The sequence below is a fragment of the Stenotrophomonas sp. YIM B13575 genome (assembly GCF_042787595.1).
Taxonomy (GTDB): Bacteria; Pseudomonadota; Gammaproteobacteria; order Xanthomonadales; family Xanthomonadaceae; genus Stenotrophomonas; species Stenotrophomonas lactitubi_B.
The window spans coordinates 1-20,235 of record NZ_JBHZOP010000009.1 but is presented as its reverse complement, the minus strand read 5'-3'; the positions used below and the strand labels follow the sequence as shown (position 1 = coordinate 20,235).

Genomic DNA, 20,235 nt, shown 5'->3' with positions numbered 1-20,235 from the left:
GATCTCTTTGTAAGGACACAACATGCGAAACACTTTCCTGCATTCCAACGTGGCCCAGCGTGGTCGCGCTTCGGCATTGTGGTTGCTGCCGCTGGGACTGGCCGCTGCCGTTGCTCACGCACAACAGGCGCCAGACGCTCCGGTGGCACCCGCCGTCGAGGAGGCTGTGCCAGCACCGGTAGTGGCCGCGGCGGACCCGCAGACGCCCGCTGACACCGCAATGGATGCTGTTCCTGCACCGGCACCCGTCGCCGCGCCCGAGCCGGCGCCAGCCGTGGTTGCTGCACCTGCACCTGCGGGGGAGCCGACCATGCCACCCGCACCCGCACCCGCACCCGCACCCGCACCGCAGGCGGCACCGACAACGGGCGTCGCTCCGGAAGCCGTTGCCGCCGAACCCGCGATTGCATCAGCGTCCGGGGTAGTACCGACAGCACCTGCGCCCGATGTCGCCTCCGCCAGTGCTGCGCCGGCCCCTCCTGTCGCAGCGGCCCCTGTAGCAGCCCCACCGGCTCCCACGCAGGTGCCGGCCCGCGTTGCCGCCGCTGCACAGGTGCCCGACACCGCACAGGCCCCGGCACCAGTCCCGCCGTCAGCCCCAGCCCCCGTCGCACCACCGATCATCCCGCTGGCACCCGACCAGGCCGCCGAGCGCCAGCTCGGTGCGCGCTGTCCTGTCGATCTGGCCGGTCGGCTGGCACCGCAGGGCGATCTGATGATCGGCGCCTGCCAAGGCACGCTGCCGCCGCATCTGGCGGCGCTGCTGGTGGCATTGCCCGAGCAGGACATCCACCTGCCGCGCGGCTGGCGCGAGCGTGAAGTGCGCCAGAAGGCATGGTTCAAGGCCGTGGCCGGCATGGGCCAGCGTCCGGACTTCATCGGGCGCCTGGGCGATATCTGGGTGCGCTCGTTTGAAGGCGCAGATGCTTCCACGACCACCTATCTTGTCTCGGCGCCGTTCGACTGTGCCGACGGCGCACTGCCAAACGAGAACACCGCGGAGCCTGTCCGGCTCGCAGCCGGCAGTTGCGGACAGGCCTACGTCCGCCAACGCGTGTACCAGGTGGGCAGCGATGGCGTGCTGCAGGACATCACCGCAAAGGCAATGCCGGCGGCACCGTCGATCGCTGAGGCCGATCGTGCGCGGCACCGCGCCCGCGAAGGCAAGGTGAGCCTGGATCACAGCAAGTTGCAGTACGGGCCGGCCATGCGCTGGTTCGTGCAGTATCCGGAATCACCGCAGAAGACCGGTCCGCACAGCTTCAGCGACTGGAACCGGGAGCATCTAGCCTTTGTTGTCTGGAACGGCACGGGCTTCGAGCTGCGCGATACGGTGACGCGCGCACAGTGGCCGTGTGATCCCGTGGCGCCGGGAGACAAGCCCTGTGGCGGTTTCCCGGACTCGGGCCCAGATGCGTACGTGCTGGCAGGGCCGGCTGCGAACTCAGCGGTTTCCAGCCCCTGATCGACCGCAGAAAACGACGGGAGCCGGCGGTGCCGGCTCCCGTTTTCATTCCCGCGAGCGTGTCAGGCGTGCAGGCTGCGCTGGGTCGCCTGGGTCTGTTCCAGCTGCTGCTCGCGCGCCAAGGCCTGACCGGCAGATTGCTGCTCGATGCGCTGGCTGCTCTGCTCCAGCGGCGTGTTCATCGCCACGGCCGTGTCCACCGATACACGCAGATGGGCAGGGTCACCCCCCTGGCCCTGCACCGCGAAGCTGCGCGAGGCATCGGCGTTCATCACCACTTCGTCGATGCGCTTGCCGCCCGCGGCATGCATTTCGGCGGCCAGGCTGCCGGCCAGCTGCGTGCTCATCACGTCCGGCACGCGCCCGGCCCGCACGTCCTGGGCATGCACGCCACGGATCGCGTCGTTGAACAGCGGGTTGCCCAGATGGTTGGCATCGTCCATGCGCAGCATGCTGGTGTGATGGCCGTTCTTCTCCGCTTCGCGGCGTGCCGGCTCACCGGGCTGCAGCGGGCCACGGATGTGGTCGTACAGGTCGATTGCTCCGCCAGGGATGCCGCGTGCAGTACGGGTGACGCCACGGCGCAGTGATTCCACGTCGTCGCGGTACTCCTCGATCATCTTGGCGTTGTCTTTCGCCAGCTGCTGCGTTTCCGGATGCTTCAGTACCGAGCCGTCGTTGAGGAAGTTGCCCAGTTTGTGCGCGCCGAACGAGCTGCCTGCTGCAAGGATTGGACGATCCGGGATCAGGTCGCGCAGCGGGTGGTTGCTGAAGCCGGCCGCTGACAGCCTCTTGATCTCATCCGGGTTGGCGTAGATGCGTACCTGGCCGAAGTGGGGCGAAGCAGCACTGACCGGATCGGACGCCATGACGTGGTTGATCATGGTGTTGCCGCCTTCGGGGATGCGGTAGCTGAGGCTGACCGCACCATAGGCGTTGAAGGTCTCACCCTTGACGTTGAAGTGGTGCGAGGTGATCTGGGCAAGGGCGCCGCCGAGGGAGTGGCCGGTGACGGTGACCTGGGGAGTATGTCCACCATTCAAGCGGGACTGGAGTGCGGCAGATTCAAGCGTTCTCTGGGTCAATGCGATCGCGTCAGGTGCCTGCACATTGGTGCGCGCTACCACCATGCCGCCATCGGTCAGGATCGCATCGCGGGCAATATCCTCCGTGCCACGATGGGCAATGACGATCTCTTTGCTGTCTACGCGCTGATAGACGGTGCCCTGATAGCCGTTGAGCCGGTTGTCGACATGCTCGAGTATTTTGTACTCATGGCCGTTGAGCGTGACCTTTTCTTCCTGGCCGGGTGCACGTCGGCCGACGGCGCGGTCCTTGTAGGCGTCATCGGATAACGCAGCGTAGTCCTGGGAGGTGATGGTCACGGTGCCACCTCACTCGCAGAAAGGCTGATCGTGAACAGCTTGTCCTGCAGGTCGGCGGCATAGCCGCTGCGATCAGGCTCACCACTGGCCGGGAAATTGGGAACGCGATCTGCCCGCGGATAGACCAGATCCGGATAGTAGAGCGTATGCGCGCTGCCATCGGTCAATGGTTTGGCGTCGACGAACGTCAGGAAGCGCGTTTCACCCTCGGCGCCAGTGGCTTTCAGCATCGCGCCGGCTCCGCTGAATTCCCATTTGCAGACGCCGCGGCCGTAGTAGTCCTCATCCAGCATACGGTCCACATACAACGTGCCGCGATACTCGCCATCGGCAACCTTGCGCAGCTGCACCGGCTCCTGGCTGGTGATGCGCGCTGCGGTGCCTGTGGCGGGCTCGATGTGACCGCACTGGTCTTCGTTGATGACGTCGTACTGCGCAACGCCCTCGACCACCGCGAAATCTCCGGGGGCATCCTTCAGGCGCAGCACCAGTTCATAGGCCTTGCGCGGGCTGGGGTTGAGCTGGGCGAGGCCACGCCCGCCCTGGGCGACATCGGCTTCGGCAGCGGCACGTTCCTGGTTCATGGCGGACTCCGGGTTGCAGGCGGTCAATAGAAGCAGAGCAAGGCACGGAAGCATCTTGGGGCGCAATGTCGGCCTCCCTGGGGCATAGAGGGATATATGGAGCAGGCCACTCTCCGCGCGAGATTCTGCGCAGTGATCATGGTTGAGAGTAACGCGTCACGCAGATTGACCCGGTAGCGCGTCGGGTTTTCCTCGCCGCTTGCGCCATATCCGGCAATCTCTTCGATGCGCGGGGGACATGCATCAGGAGCGATTCGACGTTCATGCGCTCCCTTTGGCGTGATACGGCGTGGTACATCCATGTCCATGCATCCTTCCCCGGTGACAGGTCCGGCGATTATGGAGTGCCCGGGAAAGCTGGCGCCAGCCGTCTCTGGACAAGGGTGGCGATTTATTGACGCATTCGGCGAAGGGTGATGCCAGTGAATCGACTGCGGCACAGGCGATTCGATAGCGCCAAGGCGTTTCAATGTCGCGATCGGCTCTCACTATCAATTTGTGACTTGAATCATGAATTCACACCTTCCTTACCCTGACAAAGTGCCTGCCATGAACCTTGCAATCCGCCCAGAATCCATCGACGACCATGTCGCCATTCACACGCTCACCGAAATGGCGTTCCGCGATGCTGTCCACAGCAGCCATACCGAACACCACATCGTCGACGCATTGCGTGAGCGTGGCGAGCTGAGCATGTCGCTGGTGGCAGAGGATGCGGGCCTTCTGGTGGGTCATGTCGCGCTGTCCCCGGTCAGCGTGCAGGACGGCAGCCAGGGCTGGTTCGGGCTCGGGCCGATTTCGGTGCTGCCGCAGCAGCACGGGCGCGGCGTGGGCACGGCGTTGATGCGGGCCGCGATCGAGGCTCTGCGCAGGAAGGGCGCGCGGGGCTGCGTGCTGTTGGGCGAGCCGGCCTACTACGGGCGCTTCGGCTTCCGTGCCGTGCCGGGTCTGGTCCTACCCGGCGTGCCGGCGGCGTATTTCCAGGCCCTGTGCCTGCAGCCGCCGATGGCGCAGGGCGAGGTGCGCTACTCGCCGGCGTTCGACGCGGTTGCCTGATCGGGGAATGGCCGGCGCTCCGGGTGCCGGTCAGCCTTGATGGCGCAGGTGGATGAGGGGATACGGACGACCCTGCGAATCCACCGGCGAGCGGCCGGTTTCAGTGAAACCCATGCGCTGATAGAAGCCCACAGCCTGCGCATTCTGCGCATTGACGTCGGTAGTCAGTTGCGGATGCAGGGCCAGCGCATGCAGCAGCAACTGGCGGCCGATGCCGGTTCCGCGCACGTCAGGATCGATGAACAACGCTTCCATGTGTGAGCCGTCGATCAGCATGAAGCCCTGCGGCTGGTCCTGGTCGTCGGCTGCCACCACCAGCGGCGCCTGTGGCAGGAAGCCGGCAACTTCAGCATCGATCGCCTGGCGGTCAGCGGCACTGAGGAAGTCATGGGTGGCGTCGACGGCGCGACGCCAGAGATCGACGAGCGCGTCACCATCAGTGGCGCGGGAAGGGCGCAGGGAGGTCATGGAATCGGCCAAAGTGCTTCGGAATGCCCGGATTGTACCGATGTGATATCCACAAACAGAAAGCCCCGCCGAAGCGGGGCTCTGAGCATCAGCGTTCGCTGTGTGCCTTACTGCATGGTGCAGCCGGACACGGCCGGGAAGCCGATGACTTCTCCGTTGCCGGTGCAGGCCAGCGTGACCTTCTGGCCCTTCTTCAGGCTGGCAGCCACGTCCTTCGGCAGGTCGCTGGCCTGTACGAAGCCGAACGGCTTGGCGCTCAGCTGTACGACCGGCTTGTCCATGAAGTCCGAGCTGATCGAATCGACCGTGCCGGAAACCAGCAGCGCCTTGCCCTTGTACTTGCCGTCAGCAGCGATCTCGTTGTCCTGGTAATCGCTGAACATCGTGGTGGCGGTCACTTCCAGCGCCGAGGCGGGTGCCATCGCGGCATCGCTGGCGACCGCGGGGGCTGCGGTTTCCGTGGCCTTGGCGGCAGCATCTGCTTCCGCGGCGGCGGACGAGACGCTGGCTTCAGCGACGGCCGCATCGTACTGGCCCTTGCTCTGCGCGCTGATGCCGCTCACGGTGCCGGCAAAGATCGCCAGGCCGACGAAGTACACGATCGGCGAAACGATGATCGAGCCCAGCAGCTGGAACAGGCCCTTCATGGCACCGCCCTTGGCCATCGCGACGATGGCAAGGATGAAGGCCACCAGGTTCAGCGGCCAGCCCAGGAACAGGCCCAGGCCGGGGAACGGTACGAGGAAGCACAACCAAGCGATCGCCAGCGTGATCCATGCGGCTTTTCCGGCAGGGCTTGCCTGCACGGTGGTATCTGCAACTGCGTTCAAAACTACCCCCTGTAGAGATCGAAAGGTGAAATCGTTGCCGGCAAGCGGCAGTGCTCGATCGTCAGATGACGAAAGCGCGGTCGTAGCGTGAAGGAGTCTTCACGGCAGATCAAGCGGCGCTGCACCGTTGGCTGGGCCAAGGCTCATCGCATCCAGTCGGCGGAAGCTCCAAAAGCCCTGCGTTACACTAGCCACGCGCTCACTCCTTGAATCCGAGAAACGCCATGACTGATACCTTGGGCGTGCCGGTGCACGACGTCGACGAGAGCTGGATGCGTCACGCATTGGCATTGGCCGAACGTGCGCAACGCGAGTTTGACGAGATCCCGGTCGGTGCGGTGCTGGTGGGTGCCGACGGTCAGCTGCTGGGCGAGGGCTGGAACCTCAACATTGCCTCGCACGACCCCAGCGCGCATGCCGAGATCGTGGCCATGCGCGAGGGCGGGCGGATGCTGGCCAATCACCGCCTGATCGGCAGCACCCTGTATGTCACCCTGGAGCCGTGCGCGATGTGCGCGATGGCGATCGTGCATGCCCGTGTGGCGCGCCTGGTCTACGGTGCCAGCGATCCCAAAACGGGTGCCTGTGGCAGCGTGTTCGATCTGGTCGGTGATGCCCGCCACAATCACCGGGTCGAGGTCCATGCCGGCGTGCTGGCCAAGGAGGCGGGCAACCGCCTGACCAACTATTTCCGGGCCAAGCGCGGCAAGCCGCCGCTGCTGCTGGAGGACCACGCTGGCGAGGGCTGAGTGGCGAAAGGGTATGATGGCCGTCACTTTCCTTTACCGGCCGGCCTCGTGCCTGCCCAGCAACGAGGCGACACGATGGCAGAGAACGGCGCGGCCAACGAGCGACTGATCTGGATCGACCTGGAAATGACCGGGTTGGATACCGACAACGATTCGATCATCGAGATCGCCACCGTGGTCACCGATGCCCAGCTCAACGTGCTGGCCGAGGGCCCGGAGTTTGCCATCCACCATCCGCTGGAAACACTGGAAGCGATGGACGAGTGGAACCGCAACCAGCATCGTCGTTCGGGCCTGTGGCAGCGTGTCATCGACAGCACCACCACGCTTGGCCAGGCCGAGGCGCAGACCGTGGCCTTCCTGGCGCAGTGGATTCCGGCTGGCGTGTCGCCGATGTCGGGCAACTCCATCTGCCAGGACCGTCGCTTCCTGCACCGGCAGATGCCGCGGCTGGAGAAGTACTTCCACTACCGAAACCTGGACGTGTCCACGGTGAAGGAGCTGGCCAAGCGCTGGGCGCCGACCGTGGCCGCCGGCGTGGGCAAGAACAGCAACCACACCGCGTTGAGCGATGTGCACGATTCGATCAACGAACTGCGCCACTACCGCCAGTTCATGGGCGCGCTGTCGGGGCTGCCCACTGCCTGAGACGGTCACCCGGTGGGGGTCGGCTCCCTTTCCAGCGGAACGGGCTCTGACCCCCGCGACGATCCGTTCAACTTCCTGGCGCTAAGATCGGCCGTATGAACGAGCCCATCCTGCTGCCCCGTGATATCGCCCACGACGCTGGCGACTGGTCCGACCTGCAGCGGGCGGTAGCCCTGCTGGAAGCGCCCACGATCACCGCGCGCATGGCCAACCTGGTCGGGACGCCGCTGGAGTTCGCGGTGAAGGCGCTTCCCACCTCGGTATCCAACCGCATCCACGGTGCGGTGCAGGCGGCGTTGTCAAAATCGGTGCAGGCCGCGCTGTGGAGCATGGACAACACCCCGGGCAAGGGCGCCTCGACACGCTGGCACAAGCTGGCGGCAGCGACATCCGGTGCGGTCGGTGGTGCGTTCGGCTTCGCCGCGCTGTTCATCGAGCTGCCGGTGTCGACCACGATCATGATGCGCGCGGTGGCCGATGTCGCTCGCAGCGAAGGCTTCGATCTATCGCAGTTCAGTACCCGCCAGGCCTGCCTGGAGGTGTTCGCACTGGGCGGCAATTCGCCGCGCGACGATGCCAGCGAGACCGGCTACTACCTGGCCCGTGGCTTCACCACTGATGTGATGCGTCACCTGTCGGCCGAACTGGCCGGGCGCGTGGTGACGGGACGCGACCTGACCCTGGGCGTGGCGCCGAAGGAAGCCGGCAAGCTGTTGGCCAAGCTGGTGGAAAAGGTCGCCGCGCGCTTCGGTGTGGTGATCACCGAGAAGTTTGCCGCGCAGGCGGTGCCGATCGTTGGTGCGGCAGCCGGCGCAACGCTCAATACCATGTTCACCGACTACTACCAGGACATGGCCCGCGGCCATTTCATCGTGCGCCGGCTGGAGCTGAAATACGGCGAGGAAGTGGTTCGCAGCTGCTATGACCGCATCGCGCACGGCGGGGCGTTGATCGAGCCGACGCTGTAACCGGCTTTGGGGTCGGAGCCCTTTGCGTTGCAAAGGGGTCCGACCCCGACCTCGCAGACCCCGACCTCGCACAGGGTCGGATCCCTTTCCGCAGGAAAGGGCTCTGACCCTTGCCTGGCAGGCACAACTGTTTTGCACAAACGCGCCTGTTGCGCGCGCAGCGCGATCCCCATCCTTGCTGGCAATCCCCCGCAAGAGAATGCCGTCATGTTGTTCACTTCCCACCGCCTGGGCGCGCTGACGCTGCCCAACCGCATCGTGATGCCGCCGATGACCCGCTCGCGCGCGGCTGCCGGCAATGTGGCCACCGCACAGATGGCCGAGTACTACGCCCAGCGTGCCGGTGCCGGCCTGATTGTCAGCGAGGGCACCCAGATCAGCCCGCAAGGCCAGGGCTACGCCTGGACCCCGGGCATCCACAGCGAAGCGCAGGTGCAAGGCTGGCGCAGGGTCACCGATGCCGTACACGCGGCCGGTGGTCGCATCTATGCCCAGCTCTGGCATGTAGGGCGGGTGTCCCATGTCGCCCTGCAGCCGGACGGCGCGGCCCCGGTCTCTTCCTCGGCACTGCTGGCCGAAGGGGTGAAGGTCTTCGTCGACCCCACCGGCGCCGGTCCGGAATCCGGCGTGGGCGAGATGATCCAGCACTCGATGCCGCGCGCGCTGGCCGAGGGGGAGATTCCGGACATCGTCGCCGACTATGCGCAGGCCACCCGCAATGCACTGGCCGCCGGCTTTGATGGCGTCGAGCTGCACGGCGCCAACGGTTATCTGATCAACCAGTTCATCGACTCGCAGGCCAATCAGCGCACCGATGGCTACGGTGGCGAGCTGCAGAATCGCCTGCGTTTCCTGCGCGAGGTGGTGCAGGCGGTGGTCGATGTCGCTGGCGGCGAGCGTGTCGGTGTGCGTCTGGCGCCGTTGACCACGCTGCAGGGGGCGGTGGACGACACACCGCAGGCGACCTATCTGGCTGCCGCGCACCTGCTGGGCGAGCTGGGTGTGGGCTACCTGCACATCGCCGAGGCCGACTGGGAGGATGCGCCGTTGATGCCGGTGGCGTTCAAGCAGGCACTGCGGATGATCTATCCGGGCACGCTGATCTACGCCGGCAAGTACACCGCCGAGCGTGCCGGGCAGGCGCTGGCGGAAGGCTGGGCTGATCTGATCGGCTTCGGCCGGCCGTTCATCGCCAACCCGGATCTGCCTGAGCGCCTGCGCGTGGGCGCGGAGCTGAATCTTCCTGATCGCGCGACGTACTTCGGCGGTGGCGCGGTCGGGTTCACCGACTATCCGGTGCTGGAGGAGGCCGTGGAGGCCTGATTCCGCGTCCGCCGGGCATGGCCCGGCGCTACCGATGCTGGTGGGTGGGTGCCGACCGTTGGTCGGCACTACCAGGATGGATCAGGGCTTGTCGCGCACCAGCGCGTCGGCTTCAACCACGCCGCCATCCTTGCCATGCAGGTACAGGTGCATGTCCTGCTGCGGATACGGGATGTTGATGCCGGCCTTGTCGTAGCCCAGCTTGATCTGCTCCAGCAGGGTGACCTTGGTGCCGAAGTGATCGGCCGATTTCACGTAGCAGCGGATGCCCAGGTTGATCGCGTGCGCACCCAGCTCGTACACCACCACGTCCGGTGCGGGTGTCTGCAGCACGCGCGGGTCGGCCTTCATCAGCGCCAATGCGGTATCGCGGGCCAGCTGGATGTTGTCTTCATAGCCGATACCCACCACCAGTTCGACGCGACGGGTGGGCTCTGCCGTCAGGTTGATGATCGGTGCGGCGGTGATCAGCGTGTTGGGAATCGTCGTGTGCTGGTTGTCGGCACCGGTGATCACGGTCTGGAAAATGCGTACTTCGCGCACCGTGCCGGTCTGCCCGGCGATGGTTACTACGTCGCCCACGCGGAACGGACGCAGGGTCACCAGCATCACGCCGGAGGCGATGTTCGACAGCGAATCCTTCAGTGCCAGGCCAACGGCCAGGCCGGCGGTGCCGAGCACGGCCAGCAGCGGCGTGATCTGCACACCCAGCGTGCCGATGGCCAGGATCACCACGATCACCAGCGAGGCCGCATAGACCACGTTGCGCAGGAAGCTGCCCAGCATCGGGTCCACACCCATGCGCGCGGTCGCGCGTGGCATCGCATTGGACAGGCGACGCGCCACCCACATGCCGACCAGCAACACGACGATGGCAGCGAGCAACGGCACGCCATAGGTTTCCAGCAGCCGCTCCCAGTCGAGCGAGTGGAACCAGGACGTCGTGGCGGGGGCGGGTGGGGCAGCAGCGATCATGCGGACTCCTTTGCGACGGGAACAGGTGCGACAGGAACATGGCGTGTGCAGACGCCAGAAACAGCAAGCCCCGCGAGGGCGGGGCTTGCGTGCAACTTCAGTATGGGCCGACGTCGATGAAAACGATGTCAGCCATCAAGCGTCAACAGCTCAACCCTTGGCCTTCAGTTTGGCCAGGCGCAGCCAGGTATCGACCACGGTGTCCGGATTCAGCGACACCGACTCGATGCCTTCCTGCATGAGCCATTCGGCCAGATCCGGATGATCGGACGGGCCCTGGCCGCAGATGCCGACGTACTTGCCCTTGGCACGTGCCGACTTGATCGCCATCGACAGCAGCTTCTTCACCGCCGGGTTACGTTCGTCGAACAGGTGCGCGACGATCGACGAGTCGCGATCCAGGCCCAGGGTCAGCTGGGTCAGGTCGTTGGAGCCGATCGAGAAGCCGTCGAAGATCTCCAGGAACTCATCGGCGAGCAGTGCGTTGGACGGCACTTCGCACATCATGATGATCTTCAGGCCGTTCTCGCCCTGCTTGAGGCCATTCTGTTCAAGCACCTCGACGACCTTGCGGCCTTCTTCCAGGGTACGCACGAACGGGATCATGACCCACAGGTTGTCCAGGCCCATCTCGTTGCGCACGCGCAGCACGGCCTTGCACTCGAGTGCGAAGGCGGCCGAGAAGCTCGGGTCGACGTAACGGCTGGCGCCGCGGAAGCCGATCATCGGGTTCTCTTCGTGCGGCTCGTAGCCGCTGCCGCCGATCAGGTTCGCGTACTCGTTGGACTTGAAGTCCGACAGGCGCACGATCACCGGATTCGGTGCGACCGAGGCGGTCAGGGTGGCGATGCCTTCGGCCAGACGGTCCACGTAGAAGCCGACCGGATCGGAATAACCGGCGATCTTCTCGTCGATCTTCTTCTTCGTCGCGGCGTCCTGGCGGTCGTACTCCAGCAGCGCGTTGGGGTGGATGCCGATGTGGCTGGCGATGATCATTTCCAGGCGTGCCAGGCCGATGCCGGCGTTCGGCAGCTGGCCGAAGTCGAAGGCACGTTCCGGGTTGGCCACGTTCATCATGATCTTCAACGGTGCCGGCGGCATGTTGCCCAGATCGGTGGTGGTGCGCTCGAAACCGAGCTTGCCTTCGTAGATGAAGCCGGTATCACCTTCAGCGCAGCTGACGGTGACCAGCTGGCCATCTTCAATGACCTTGGTCGCGTTGCCCGAACCAACCACGGCCGGCACGCCCAGCTCGCGGGCGATGATCGCCGCGTGGCAGGTACGGCCACCGCGGTTGGTGACGATCGCCGACGCGCGCTTCATCACCGGCTCCCAATCGGGATCGGTCATGTCGGCGATCAGCACGTCGCCCGGCTGCACGCGGTTCATGTCTTCCAGCGTCTTCACCACGCGGGCCACGCCGGCACCGATCTTGGCGCCGACGGCGCGGCCTTCGGCGAGAACGTTGCCACCCTTTTCGGTGAGCGCGAAACGCTCGATCTGGGTGGCATGGCTGCGCGACTTCACGGTTTCCGGGCGCGCCTGCACGATGAACAGCTTGCCGCTGACACCGTCCTTGGCCCACTCGATGTCCATCGGGCGGCCGTAGTGCTTTTCGATGGTCAGCGCTTGGCGCGACAGTTCGGCCACGTCTTCATCGTTGATCGAGAAGGTGGTGCGCAGTTCGGCCGGGGTGTCCTCGATCCTGACGCGCTCGCCGGGGACATCCGAATACACCATGCGGATCGCCTTGCTGCCGAGCGAACGGCGCAGGATCGCCGGCTTGCCGGCCTGCAGGGTGGGCTTGTAGACGTAGAACTCGTCCGGGTTGACCGCGCCCTGCACGACCATTTCGCCCAGACCGAACGAGGAGGTGACGAACACCACGTCGCGGAAGCCGGACTCGGTGTCCAGGGTGAACAGCACGCCGGAGGAACCGACGCCGGAACGCACCATCAGCTGCACGCCCGCCGACAGGAACACGTCTTCGTGCTTGAAGCCGTGGTGCACGCGGTAGGCGATGGCGCGGTCGTTGTACAGCGAGGCGAACACTTCCTTGACCTTGTGCACGACATCGTCGGCACCGGTGACGTTGAGGAAGGTTTCCTGCTGACCGGCGAAGGAGGCATCGGGCAGATCTTCGGCGGTGGCCGACGAACGCACGGCTACAGCCACGTCGCCGCCACCGTTGTCGGCGCTCAGCTTGGCGTAGGCGCTGCGGATGTCCTGGTCCAGCTGCGGCTGCAGCGGCGCGTCGATGACCCAGCTGCGGATTTCCTTGCCGGCCGCGGTCAGCGCGTTGACGTCCTCGACGTCCAGTGTGGCCAGCTTGTCGAAGATGCGCTTGGACAGGTCGTTGTGCGCGATGAAGTCCTTGAAGGCTTCAGACGTGGTCGCATAACCTCCAGGAACGGAGACGCCCAGACCGGCCAGGTTGCCGATCATCTCGCCCAGCGAGGAATTCTTGCCGCCTACGCGGGCCAGGTCGGCCAGACGCAGTTCGTGCAACCACAGGATGTTCTCGTTCAAGCGCGATGCTCCGTTTGGCCATCGCCCGAGGCGGGCTGAATGGCCGCGTCCGTAGGAAGAAGTCGATATGATGCCGGGCAGACCACCGTCGGCACAAGCTTGTGTTGGCGGCCCTTTTAGGCTTCGTAGGGGGTAAATGCGCGCATGTCGACCATCCGTCCGGTGTTCTACGTTTCCGATGGAACCGGTATCACCGCTGAAACCATTGGGCATAGCCTGTTGACCCAGTTCTCCGGGTTCAGCTTCATTACCGACCGGATGTCATTTGTCGATGACCCCGAAAAAGCCCGGGAAGCGTGTGCCCGGATCAAGGCGGCGGGGGAGCGGTACCAGGTCCGGCCGATCGTGGTGAACTCCTGCGTGGACCAGAGCCTGAGCGTGATCCTGTCCGAGAGCGGGGCGCTGATGCTGGATGTGTTCGCCCCGTTCATCGAGCCGCTGGAGCGCGAACTGTCCAGCTCGCGCCTGAACCGGGTCGGCCAGGCCCACGGCATGGTCGACTTCGACACCTACCACCGGCGCATCAACGCGATGAACTTCGCGCTGACCCATGACGACGGCATCGCGGTGAACTACGACGATGCCGACGTGATCCTGGTGGCGGTGTCGCGGGCCGGCAAAACGCCCACCTGCATCTACCTGGCGCTGCACTACGGGGTGCGCGCTGCCAACTACCCGTTGACCGACGAGGACCTGGAGAGCGACCGCCTGCCGCCCCGGCTGCGCAACTACCGACGCAAGCTGTTCGGCCTGACCATCGACCCCGACCGTCTGCAGCAGATCCGCCAGGAGCGCCGGCCCAATTCGCGCTACGCCAACCTGGACACCTGCAAGCGCGAGGTGGCCGCGGCGGAGGTCATGTTCCAGATGGAACGCATCCCGACCCTCAGCACCACCCATACCTCGATCGAAGAGATCTCCAGCAAGGTGCTGGGCACGCTGGGGCTGCAGCGCGAGCTGTATTGATCCTTTCCCTCGCGCCGTGTCGCGCTGCCGGCCAGCGGCCGGCACTACCAATGGGCGCTTCAACTGCGCCCTGTAGAGCCGAGCCCACGCTCGGCTGGGCCACCGGGTTCTGGCCGAAGAGCAGCCGAGCATGGGCTCGACTCTACAGGGGTGATCGCCGTTGGCGGCTTGGCTGCGGGTTGAACTGTCCCCACGTTGAAGGGCCAACGTGTAGGATCAACCCATGGCCCGAGCATTGCCCCGTAGCGAGCGCATTCCCCGCCTGAGCCGGCTGAGCTGGCTGATGGGGCTGTACGCGGAGAACTACCGCCACCTGGTGCGCCTGTTCGCGCCGGCCGAGCTGGTGGCGGGAAGCTACGTCTCCTCTGTGGGCGATGGCCTGGATGTGCGTCTGGATGTGATCGAGTGCCACCGCTACACGGTGGAGCTGCGCCTGACCTACGACCTGGCCGACCCGGTGACCGGTGAACCGGACCCATCGGCCTTCGTCCGTCTGTACCGGGACGCGCGCCAGGCCGAGACCACCCACTGCTACGTCGGCCGCCGCTGGCAGGACACCATGGGCCTGTACCCGCCGCCGGCCGAGCTGATCAGCCATCGCATGCGGATGAACACCTTCCTCGGCAAATGGCTGGAATACCTAGCAGAACGCGGCCATGGCGTGGCCACCCTGCGCCGTGACCCTGACGGCAACACCGTGGGTGAGGGCGACCGTCGCCTGTCGCTGGTGCGTTGATCGGCCATAATCCACGGCTGACCCGCCGCCGGACCCGCACATGCCGTATACCCCGATCGTCGCCACCCTGGGCTATGTGCTCTCGCCCGATCGTCGCCAGGTGCTGATGATCCATCGCAATACCCGGCCGGGCGACCACCACCTGGGCAAGTACAACGGCCTGGGCGGCAAGGTCGAACCGACCGAGGACGTGGCCGCCGGCATGCGCCGCGAGATCGCCGAGGAAGCCGGCATCGACTGCACCGCCATGCGCCTGCGCGGCACCATCAGCTGGCCGGGTTTCGGCAAGCACGGTGAGGACTGGTTCGGTTTCGTGTTCGTCATCGACAGCTTCGAGGGTGCCCCGCACGGCGGCAACCACGAAGGCACCCTGGAGTGGGTGGACGTAGACAAGCTCGACCAGCTGCCCATGTGGGAGGGCGACCGCAATTTCCTGCCGCTGGTGTTCGATGCCGATCCGCGCCCGTTCCACGGGGTGATGCCTTACCGGGATGGCCGCATGCAGAGCTGGTCCTTCAGCCGTCTTTGACCTGGCCGGCACTACCTCCCCCGGTAGCGCGCTGGGCCACGCCCGGCGGCACTACCGGCGGCGCGCCAGCAGCAGGTGGAAGTGCTTTTCCCGCTGCTGGCCGTCATTGCCGGCTGTGCATTCGCGATGCGAACGCCATGCCGTGACGCTGAAACCGGACACCCGCAGCGCCAGCTCCACGGCATCCAGCTCATGCAGTTCGAAGTCGGCGGCGAAGGGCAGGCTGCGCATGAATCCAGCATCGCCGAAGGCCAGGCACAGCCGGCCGCCGCGATGCAGCACCCGCGCCAGTTCATCCAGCACCGGGGCCAGGTTCGGCCAGAAGTACAGGGTGTTGACCGCCAGCGCAGCATCGACGCAGGCATCCGCCAAGGGCAGGGCATGCGCATCGCCCTCGCGCAGCGTGGCACGCCCGGCCAGGCCGCTGGCGGCAAGATGCTGGTTGCCGGCGTTGACCATGGCACTGGACAGCTCCACGCCCACGTAGCGACTGCCGCTGGCCTGCAGCAGCAGCGGCGCGAAGGCGGCGTTGCCGGGGCCGATCTCCAGCACCTGCTCTCCGGGAGCGACCGCCAGCAACGCGATTGCGGCCTGGTTGAGGGCGCCGTTGCTGCGGTTCATCGATTCGCCCACGGCCAGCGCGGCCTCGCCATGGGGCTGCCGCAACTGCGCGGCCAGGGTGCGTGCATCCAGCATCAACATCGTCCGTGGGTGGGGAGTCGGACGTGGCGGCGGCGGGTCCGCCGCAGACCATAGCGCCAGCCGATCGGCTTGGGAAGTAGGGAAACCCCGGCTTGAGGTGATGAGGAAATGTCCAGCGTCGCAGTCGGTGAGAGCCAGTTGTCCACAGGGGGTGTGGATTACGCGTGGGCAACTTTGTGGATAAGCACTGGCAGGCGCCACCCCCCTAGGCTGTCAAGATGGGTGGCGAAAAATTCACCGCCGGTGAGGATCGGTGAGTGACGGGTGAAGGGTGGGGTCAGCCCACGCTGTTGCCGGTGGCGGCGCTCGCGGTACCCTGTGGGCCTTGATGCCCCGTGAGACTTCATGAAACGTCACTTCTCGATGCTGCGCGAGTTCCATCTGGCGGACTGGTTCACCCTCGCCAACGCTTTCTGCGGCACCGGCGCGGTGTTTGCCGCGATGCGTTTCCTGCAGGATGGCGAGCGCGGCTATCTGCTGTTCGGCATGGCGCTGATCCCGCTGGCTTTCATTTTCGATGCACTGGACGGCCGCATCGCGCGCTGGCGCAAGTCCAGTTCGACCCTGGGCCGCGAGCTGGACTCGCTGTCAGACGTCATTTCCTTCGGTGTCGCACCGGCAGCGCTGGCCTATGCCTGTGGCATGCAGGGCGGCTGGGACTGGCTGGTGCTGAGCTACTTCGTCTGCTGCGGCGTCAGCCGCCTGGCCCGGTACAACGTGACCGCCGAGGCGATGAGCGGTGACGAAGGCAAGGTGAAGTACTTCGAGGGAACGCCGATTCCCACCAGCCTGGCGCTGGTGATCGTGCTGGCGATTGCCGCCGGCACCGATGCCATCGGCCACGACCTGTGGCTGGGCCAGTGGCAGATCGGCCCCTGGCAGCTGCATCCGTTGGTGCTGCTGTTCGCGCTGTCCGGGTCGCTGATGATCAGCAAGACCCTGCGCATTCCCAAGCCATGATCCAGCCCTGCGGAGGAGCGCGATGACCAGCTCGGCCAACGACCTTGGCAGCAGCGATTTCGAGAACCTGGCCCGGCAGTACTTCGGCGCCTGGGGCGATGCCCTGCGCCACGCGACTGTGCCAGGGGCCCCCGCTGGCGACGACCCGGGCAGCTGGAAGCACCTGTTCGACTGGTGGGGCCAACTGCTGCCCGAGACAGGCGCGGCCGCGCCGGAAGAGGCGGTGCGGCGGTTCCGCGAACAGGCTGGCAGCTGGTACGGCACCATGCAGGAAGTGGCGGCACGCTTTGCCGGCCGCGATGCCAGCAGCGCCGAGGTTGCCCAGGCCTGGCGTGAAGCGGTGAAGGGGCAGGGCGACGGCATGCTGCAGTGGATGCTGCAGGGCGCCCGTGGCAGCACCCACGCCGGCGCTGCTGCGCCGGAGTTCACGGCGTGGTTCCAGCAGTTGCAGACGCTGGCCGGCCCCTGGCTGCAGAGCCCGGCGTTCGGGCCCGGCCGCGAGCATCAGGCGCGGTGGCAGGCCCTGCTGCGCGCGCAGGAGGAGTACCAGCATCACTCCCAGGCTTATGTCGAGCAGATCAAGCAGGCGCTTGAAGAGGCGTTCGACCTGTTCGAGAAGCGCCTGGCCGACCATGAGCAGCCCGGCAGCCAGCTGACCAGCGCACGGGCGATGTTCGATCTGTGGATCGAAGTGGCCGAGGAGGCCTACGCCAAGGTCGCCATGTCTGCACCGTTCCAGCAGATCTACGCGGCGCTGGGCAATGCGCAGATGCGCCTGCGCGCGGGCCTGCAACGCGAGGTGGAACAGATGAGTGAACGCATCGGCCTGCCGACCCGCACCGAGATGGATGCCGCCCACCGTCGCATCGCCGAGCTCGAGCGCAATCTGCGCCGGCTGCAGGCACAGGTGGCGGTGCTTGCCGGTACCGATGCGGTCGACCCGGTGGCCCAGCCGGCGCCTGCGAGGGTGAAGCCCGTCGCGCGCAAGCCTGCCGCGAAGAAAGTGCCAGCAAAGAAGGCGCCAGCGAAGAAGGCCACCTCCCGCACCACCACGCGGAAGTCGTAAGCCATGAAAGGACCGCTGGGCTTCAATGCCGATGACCTGATGCAGGAGACCTTGGCCATGCAGCGCAAGCTGATGGAGGGGTTGAAGCTGTTGCCGCAGGTGGAGGATGTCGACTACGGCGCCACCGCCCGCGAGGAAGTCTGGCGCGATGGCAAGGTGGTGCTGTATCGCTTCGTCGGCGAGAACGCACCGGTCCGGCGCACGCCGCTGCTGATCGTGTACGCGCTGGTCAACCGCCCGTACATGGTGGACCTGCAGGCCGATCGCTCACTGGTGCAGAAGCTGCTGGCGCTGGGCCAGGACGTGTACGTCTTGGACTGGGGCTATCCGGATCGTTCCGAGCGCTACCAGACGCTTGAGGATTACCTGCTGCGCTACATCGATGGCGCGGTGGATGCGCTGCGCGCGCGCAGTGGAGGTCCTGTCGACATGCTGGGCATCTGCCAGGGCGGCGTGTTCGCGCTGTGCTACGCCGCGCTGCGCCGGCAGAAGCTGGGCAACCTCATCACGATGGTCACGCCGGTCGATTTCCAGACCACCGACAACATGCTGTCGCACTGGGCGCAGCAGGTGGACGTGGATCTGCTGGTGGACACGCTGGGCAACATCCCGGCCGATCTGATGAATGCCAGCTACCTGATGCTCAAGCCGTTCCGCCTGAACGTGCAGAAGTACGTGGGCCTGCTCGACATCCTCGATGACAAGGCCGCGCTGGAAGATTTCCTGCGCATGGAAAAGTGGATCTTCGACTCGCCCGATCTGGCGGGCGAGGCCTTCCGCGAGTTCATCAAGCAGTTCTATCAGGGCAACGGGCTGATGAACGGCACGGTGAAGATAGGTGAAGAGGCGGTGGATCTGTCGCAAGTGACTCTGCCCGTGCTCAACATCTACGCCGAACAGGACCACCTGGTGCCGCCGGATGCATCACGTGCGATGCGTGGCCGGCTGGGTACGCAGGACTACACCGAGTCCAGTTTCCGCGGTGGGCATATTGGTATTTACGTGTCCGGGCGCGCGCAGCGCGAAGTGCCGGCGACCATCGACAACTGGCTGAAGGAACGCACGCCATGAAGTATTCCCCCCTGGTCGCGCTTGCGCTGGCCCTGGCGCCGGGCCTTGCCGGCGCAGCGCCGAGCGCCGATGCGCGCCGCGAGATCGCACAGCTGATCGGCAGCCTGGACGGCTCCCAGTGCCAGTTCCAGCGCAATGGCAGCTGGTACGGACCCGCCGATGCGCGTGCCCACCTGCAGCGCAAGTACGACTACCTGCTGAAGAAGGACATGGTCGACAGCGCCGAGCAGTTCATCGAGCGTGCGGCCAGCCAGAGCAGCATGAGTGGCAAGGCGTACCGGATCCGCTGCCCCGGCCAGCCCGAACAGACCTCTGCGACGTGGTTCGGCGCGCGCCTGCAGGCGCTGCGCCAACGCACGCCGTAGACACGGCAGGCGCTACAGTGGCCGCAGCCAGACAGCCGGGAGACCTCGCCATGAATGCTGTGCCGCGCACCCTGTCGCGCTCGCTGAACGACCGCATGATCGCCGGAGTGATGGGCGGCATTGCCCATCGTTTCGGCTGGAACCCGACCCTGGTCCGGGTGCTGTACGTGGTGGTCTCGCTGGCGTCGGCCGCGTTCCCGGGCATCCTGGTCTACCTGCTGCTGTGGCTGCTGATCCCCAACGAGGCCGATTGAACACCGCGTCCCGGCCCTGGCCGATCTGGCTGCGCGCGCTGCAGGTGCTGGGCGCGCTGTGGACCGTGCCCAATACCGTGATCGGCCTGGTTGGCGGTCTGGCCGGGTTGCTGGGGGGCGCGAAGATGCGCTGGAGCGGTCGCGACTGCGCGGTGGTGTTCGACCATTGGCCGTGGGGGCCGGGCGGAGCGATCACCCTGGGTAACGTGATCCTGCACACCGGCTACGATCTGGGCATGTGCTGCCGTACCTACGCGCATCAGGCGGGGTGGGGCGTGGAACCGTTGATTCGGCTGGATGACCACGAGCGTGCGCACGTATACCAGTACCTGGTGCTGGGGCCGCTGTACCTGCCGGTGTATCTGTTGTGTGGTGGCGTCAGTGCGCGCAATCCGTTCGAGCGTGCGGCTGATCATTACGCACGGTTCGGGCATGGCTGGTGGCCGTAGTTTCCAGCCAACGGCGGAGCCCCTCGTGGGTGGTCGCGTAGAGCGAATCATGTGATTGGGCCGGGCAGGTGGGTTGCGCAGGGGCCGCTGCAAGTACGTCCCTGTAAGCTCGGTCGCCGCATCCATGCGGCTCACGCCCCTGCGCAACCCACCTGCC

At 65.8% G+C, this 20,235-nt stretch carries 22 protein-coding genes; 15 read left to right on the top strand and 7 right to left on the bottom strand.

Going from position 1 to position 20,235, the window contains the following annotated elements; translation table 11 throughout:
* Positions 1–22 precede the first annotated feature (22 nt).
* The gene (locus ACFX4F_RS01475) at positions 23–1,465 is read left to right on the top strand and encodes a hypothetical protein (RefSeq protein WP_380651494.1); all 1,443 of its coding nucleotides are present in this window, start codon (positions 23–25) and stop codon (positions 1,463–1,465) included.
* Between the two features lie 62 nt (positions 1,466–1,527).
* On the opposite strand, the gene ACFX4F_RS01470 is transcribed toward ACFX4F_RS01475, so the two are convergent.
* Both ACFX4F_RS01470 and ACFX4F_RS01465 read right to left on the bottom strand, forming a co-directional pair.
* Positions 1,528–2,850: an XVIPCD domain-containing protein gene (locus ACFX4F_RS01470; protein ID WP_380651491.1), complete on the bottom strand. Its 1,323-nt coding sequence runs from the start codon at positions 2,848–2,850 to the stop codon at positions 1,528–1,530.
* Positions 2,847–3,500, bottom strand: a complete 654-nt coding sequence (locus tag ACFX4F_RS01465) for a hypothetical protein (protein ID WP_380651488.1) — start codon at positions 3,498–3,500, stop codon at positions 2,847–2,849. Before ACFX4F_RS01465 ends, ACFX4F_RS01470 begins: the two co-directional genes overlap by 4 nt.
* A 483-nt stretch (positions 3,501–3,983) precedes the next feature.
* On the opposite strand from ACFX4F_RS01465, the gene ACFX4F_RS01460 reads away from it, so the two are divergent.
* Entirely contained in the window at positions 3,984–4,490 is a 507-nt protein-coding gene (locus ACFX4F_RS01460; RefSeq protein ID WP_380651688.1) for a GNAT family N-acetyltransferase, read from the top strand.
* 30 nt (positions 4,491–4,520) lie between these two features.
* On the opposite strand, the gene ACFX4F_RS01455 is transcribed toward ACFX4F_RS01460, so the two are convergent.
* Together ACFX4F_RS01455 and ACFX4F_RS01450 are read right to left on the bottom strand one after the other, a co-directional pair.
* The gene (locus ACFX4F_RS01455; RefSeq protein ID WP_380651485.1) at positions 4,521–4,958 is read right to left on the bottom strand and encodes an acetyltransferase; all 438 of its coding nucleotides are present in this window, start codon (positions 4,956–4,958) and stop codon (positions 4,521–4,523) included.
* 107 nt (positions 4,959–5,065) lie between these two features.
* Complete coding sequence (locus ACFX4F_RS01450; RefSeq protein WP_380651482.1) at positions 5,066–5,788, bottom strand: hypothetical protein; 723 nt, start codon at positions 5,786–5,788, stop codon at positions 5,066–5,068.
* Between the two features lie 224 nt (positions 5,789–6,012).
* Here ACFX4F_RS01450 and tadA point away from each other — a divergent pair, with 224 nt between their 5' ends.
* The 4 genes from tadA to ACFX4F_RS01430 all read left to right on the top strand — a co-directional run bounded on the left by tadA (position 6,013) and on the right by ACFX4F_RS01430 (position 9,476).
* The gene (gene tadA, locus ACFX4F_RS01445) at positions 6,013–6,537 is read left to right on the top strand and encodes a tRNA adenosine(34) deaminase TadA (protein ID WP_099820643.1); all 525 of its coding nucleotides are present in this window, start codon (positions 6,013–6,015) and stop codon (positions 6,535–6,537) included.
* Positions 6,538–6,612: 75 nt separating this feature from the next.
* Entirely contained in the window at positions 6,613–7,185 is a 573-nt protein-coding gene (orn, locus tag ACFX4F_RS01440) for an oligoribonuclease (RefSeq protein ID WP_099820642.1), read from the top strand.
* 95 nt (positions 7,186–7,280) lie between these two features.
* Positions 7,281–8,153 carry an EcsC family protein gene (locus tag ACFX4F_RS01435; RefSeq protein WP_089236008.1) on the top strand — a complete coding sequence of 291 codons (873 nt, stop codon included), beginning with the start codon at positions 7,281–7,283 and terminating at the stop codon, positions 8,151–8,153.
* Between the two features lie 207 nt (positions 8,154–8,360).
* The gene (locus ACFX4F_RS01430; RefSeq protein WP_380651477.1) at positions 8,361–9,476 is read left to right on the top strand and encodes an alkene reductase; all 1,116 of its coding nucleotides are present in this window, start codon (positions 8,361–8,363) and stop codon (positions 9,474–9,476) included.
* 81 nt (positions 9,477–9,557) lie between these two features.
* On the opposite strand, the gene ACFX4F_RS01425 is transcribed toward ACFX4F_RS01430, so the two are convergent.
* Both ACFX4F_RS01425 and ppsA read right to left on the bottom strand, forming a co-directional pair.
* On the bottom strand, positions 9,558–10,451 hold the full coding sequence (locus ACFX4F_RS01425; protein WP_380651475.1) for a mechanosensitive ion channel family protein: 894 nt from the start codon (positions 10,449–10,451) through the stop codon (positions 9,558–9,560).
* A 150-nt stretch (positions 10,452–10,601) separates the two neighbouring features.
* On the bottom strand, positions 10,602–12,980 hold the full coding sequence (gene ppsA / locus ACFX4F_RS01420; protein WP_380651473.1) for a phosphoenolpyruvate synthase: 2,379 nt from the start codon (positions 12,978–12,980) through the stop codon (positions 10,602–10,604).
* Positions 12,981–13,124: 144 nt separating this feature from the next.
* On the opposite strand from ppsA, the gene ACFX4F_RS01415 reads away from it, so the two are divergent.
* The 3 genes from ACFX4F_RS01415 to ACFX4F_RS01405 all read left to right on the top strand — a co-directional run bounded on the left by ACFX4F_RS01415 (position 13,125) and on the right by ACFX4F_RS01405 (position 15,211).
* Entirely contained in the window at positions 13,125–13,946 is an 822-nt protein-coding gene (locus ACFX4F_RS01415; RefSeq protein ID WP_380651470.1) for a pyruvate, water dikinase regulatory protein, read from the top strand.
* Between the two features lie 223 nt (positions 13,947–14,169).
* Positions 14,170–14,682 carry a DUF1249 domain-containing protein gene (locus tag ACFX4F_RS01410; RefSeq protein WP_099821475.1) on the top strand — a complete coding sequence of 171 codons (513 nt, stop codon included), beginning with the start codon at positions 14,170–14,172 and terminating at the stop codon, positions 14,680–14,682.
* A 40-nt stretch (positions 14,683–14,722) separates the two neighbouring features.
* Positions 14,723–15,211, top strand: a complete 489-nt coding sequence (locus ACFX4F_RS01405) for an 8-oxo-dGTP diphosphatase (protein ID WP_093819148.1) — start codon at positions 14,723–14,725, stop codon at positions 15,209–15,211.
* 51 nt (positions 15,212–15,262) lie between these two features.
* Here ACFX4F_RS01405 and ACFX4F_RS01400 read toward each other — a convergent pair whose 3' ends face one another.
* Positions 15,263–15,913 carry a class I SAM-dependent methyltransferase gene (locus tag ACFX4F_RS01400; RefSeq protein WP_380651465.1) on the bottom strand — a complete coding sequence of 217 codons (651 nt, stop codon included), beginning with the start codon at positions 15,911–15,913 and terminating at the stop codon, positions 15,263–15,265.
* A 345-nt stretch (positions 15,914–16,258) separates the two neighbouring features.
* Between ACFX4F_RS01400 and ACFX4F_RS01395 the strand changes: the two genes are divergently transcribed.
* Genes ACFX4F_RS01395 through ACFX4F_RS01370 form a run of 6 tightly spaced genes read left to right on the top strand, consistent with a single transcriptional unit; the run spans position 16,259 to position 20,078 of the window.
* Positions 16,259–16,873 carry a phosphatidylcholine/phosphatidylserine synthase gene (locus ACFX4F_RS01395; RefSeq protein WP_025879258.1) on the top strand — a complete coding sequence of 205 codons (615 nt, stop codon included), beginning with the start codon at positions 16,259–16,261 and terminating at the stop codon, positions 16,871–16,873.
* Positions 16,874–16,895: 22 nt separating this feature from the next.
* The gene (gene phaE / locus ACFX4F_RS01390) at positions 16,896–17,939 is read left to right on the top strand and encodes a class III poly(R)-hydroxyalkanoic acid synthase subunit PhaE (RefSeq protein ID WP_380651462.1); all 1,044 of its coding nucleotides are present in this window, start codon (positions 16,896–16,898) and stop codon (positions 17,937–17,939) included.
* A gap of 3 nt (positions 17,940–17,942) precedes the next feature.
* Entirely contained in the window at positions 17,943–19,010 is a 1,068-nt protein-coding gene (locus tag ACFX4F_RS01385) for a class III poly(R)-hydroxyalkanoic acid synthase subunit PhaC (RefSeq protein ID WP_099821479.1), read from the top strand.
* Entirely contained in the window at positions 19,007–19,375 is a 369-nt protein-coding gene (locus tag ACFX4F_RS01380) for a YfeK family protein (protein WP_099821480.1), read from the top strand. Before ACFX4F_RS01385 ends, ACFX4F_RS01380 begins: the two co-directional genes overlap by 4 nt.
* A gap of 50 nt (positions 19,376–19,425) precedes the next feature.
* The gene (locus ACFX4F_RS01375) at positions 19,426–19,629 is read left to right on the top strand and encodes a PspC domain-containing protein (protein WP_025879254.1); all 204 of its coding nucleotides are present in this window, start codon (positions 19,426–19,428) and stop codon (positions 19,627–19,629) included.
* Positions 19,626–20,078: a hypothetical protein gene (locus ACFX4F_RS01370; RefSeq protein WP_099821481.1), complete on the top strand. Its 453-nt coding sequence runs from the start codon at positions 19,626–19,628 to the stop codon at positions 20,076–20,078. The genes ACFX4F_RS01375 and ACFX4F_RS01370 overlap by 4 nt, the downstream gene beginning before the upstream one ends.
* The last annotated feature ends 157 nt before the right edge of the window (positions 20,079–20,235 follow it).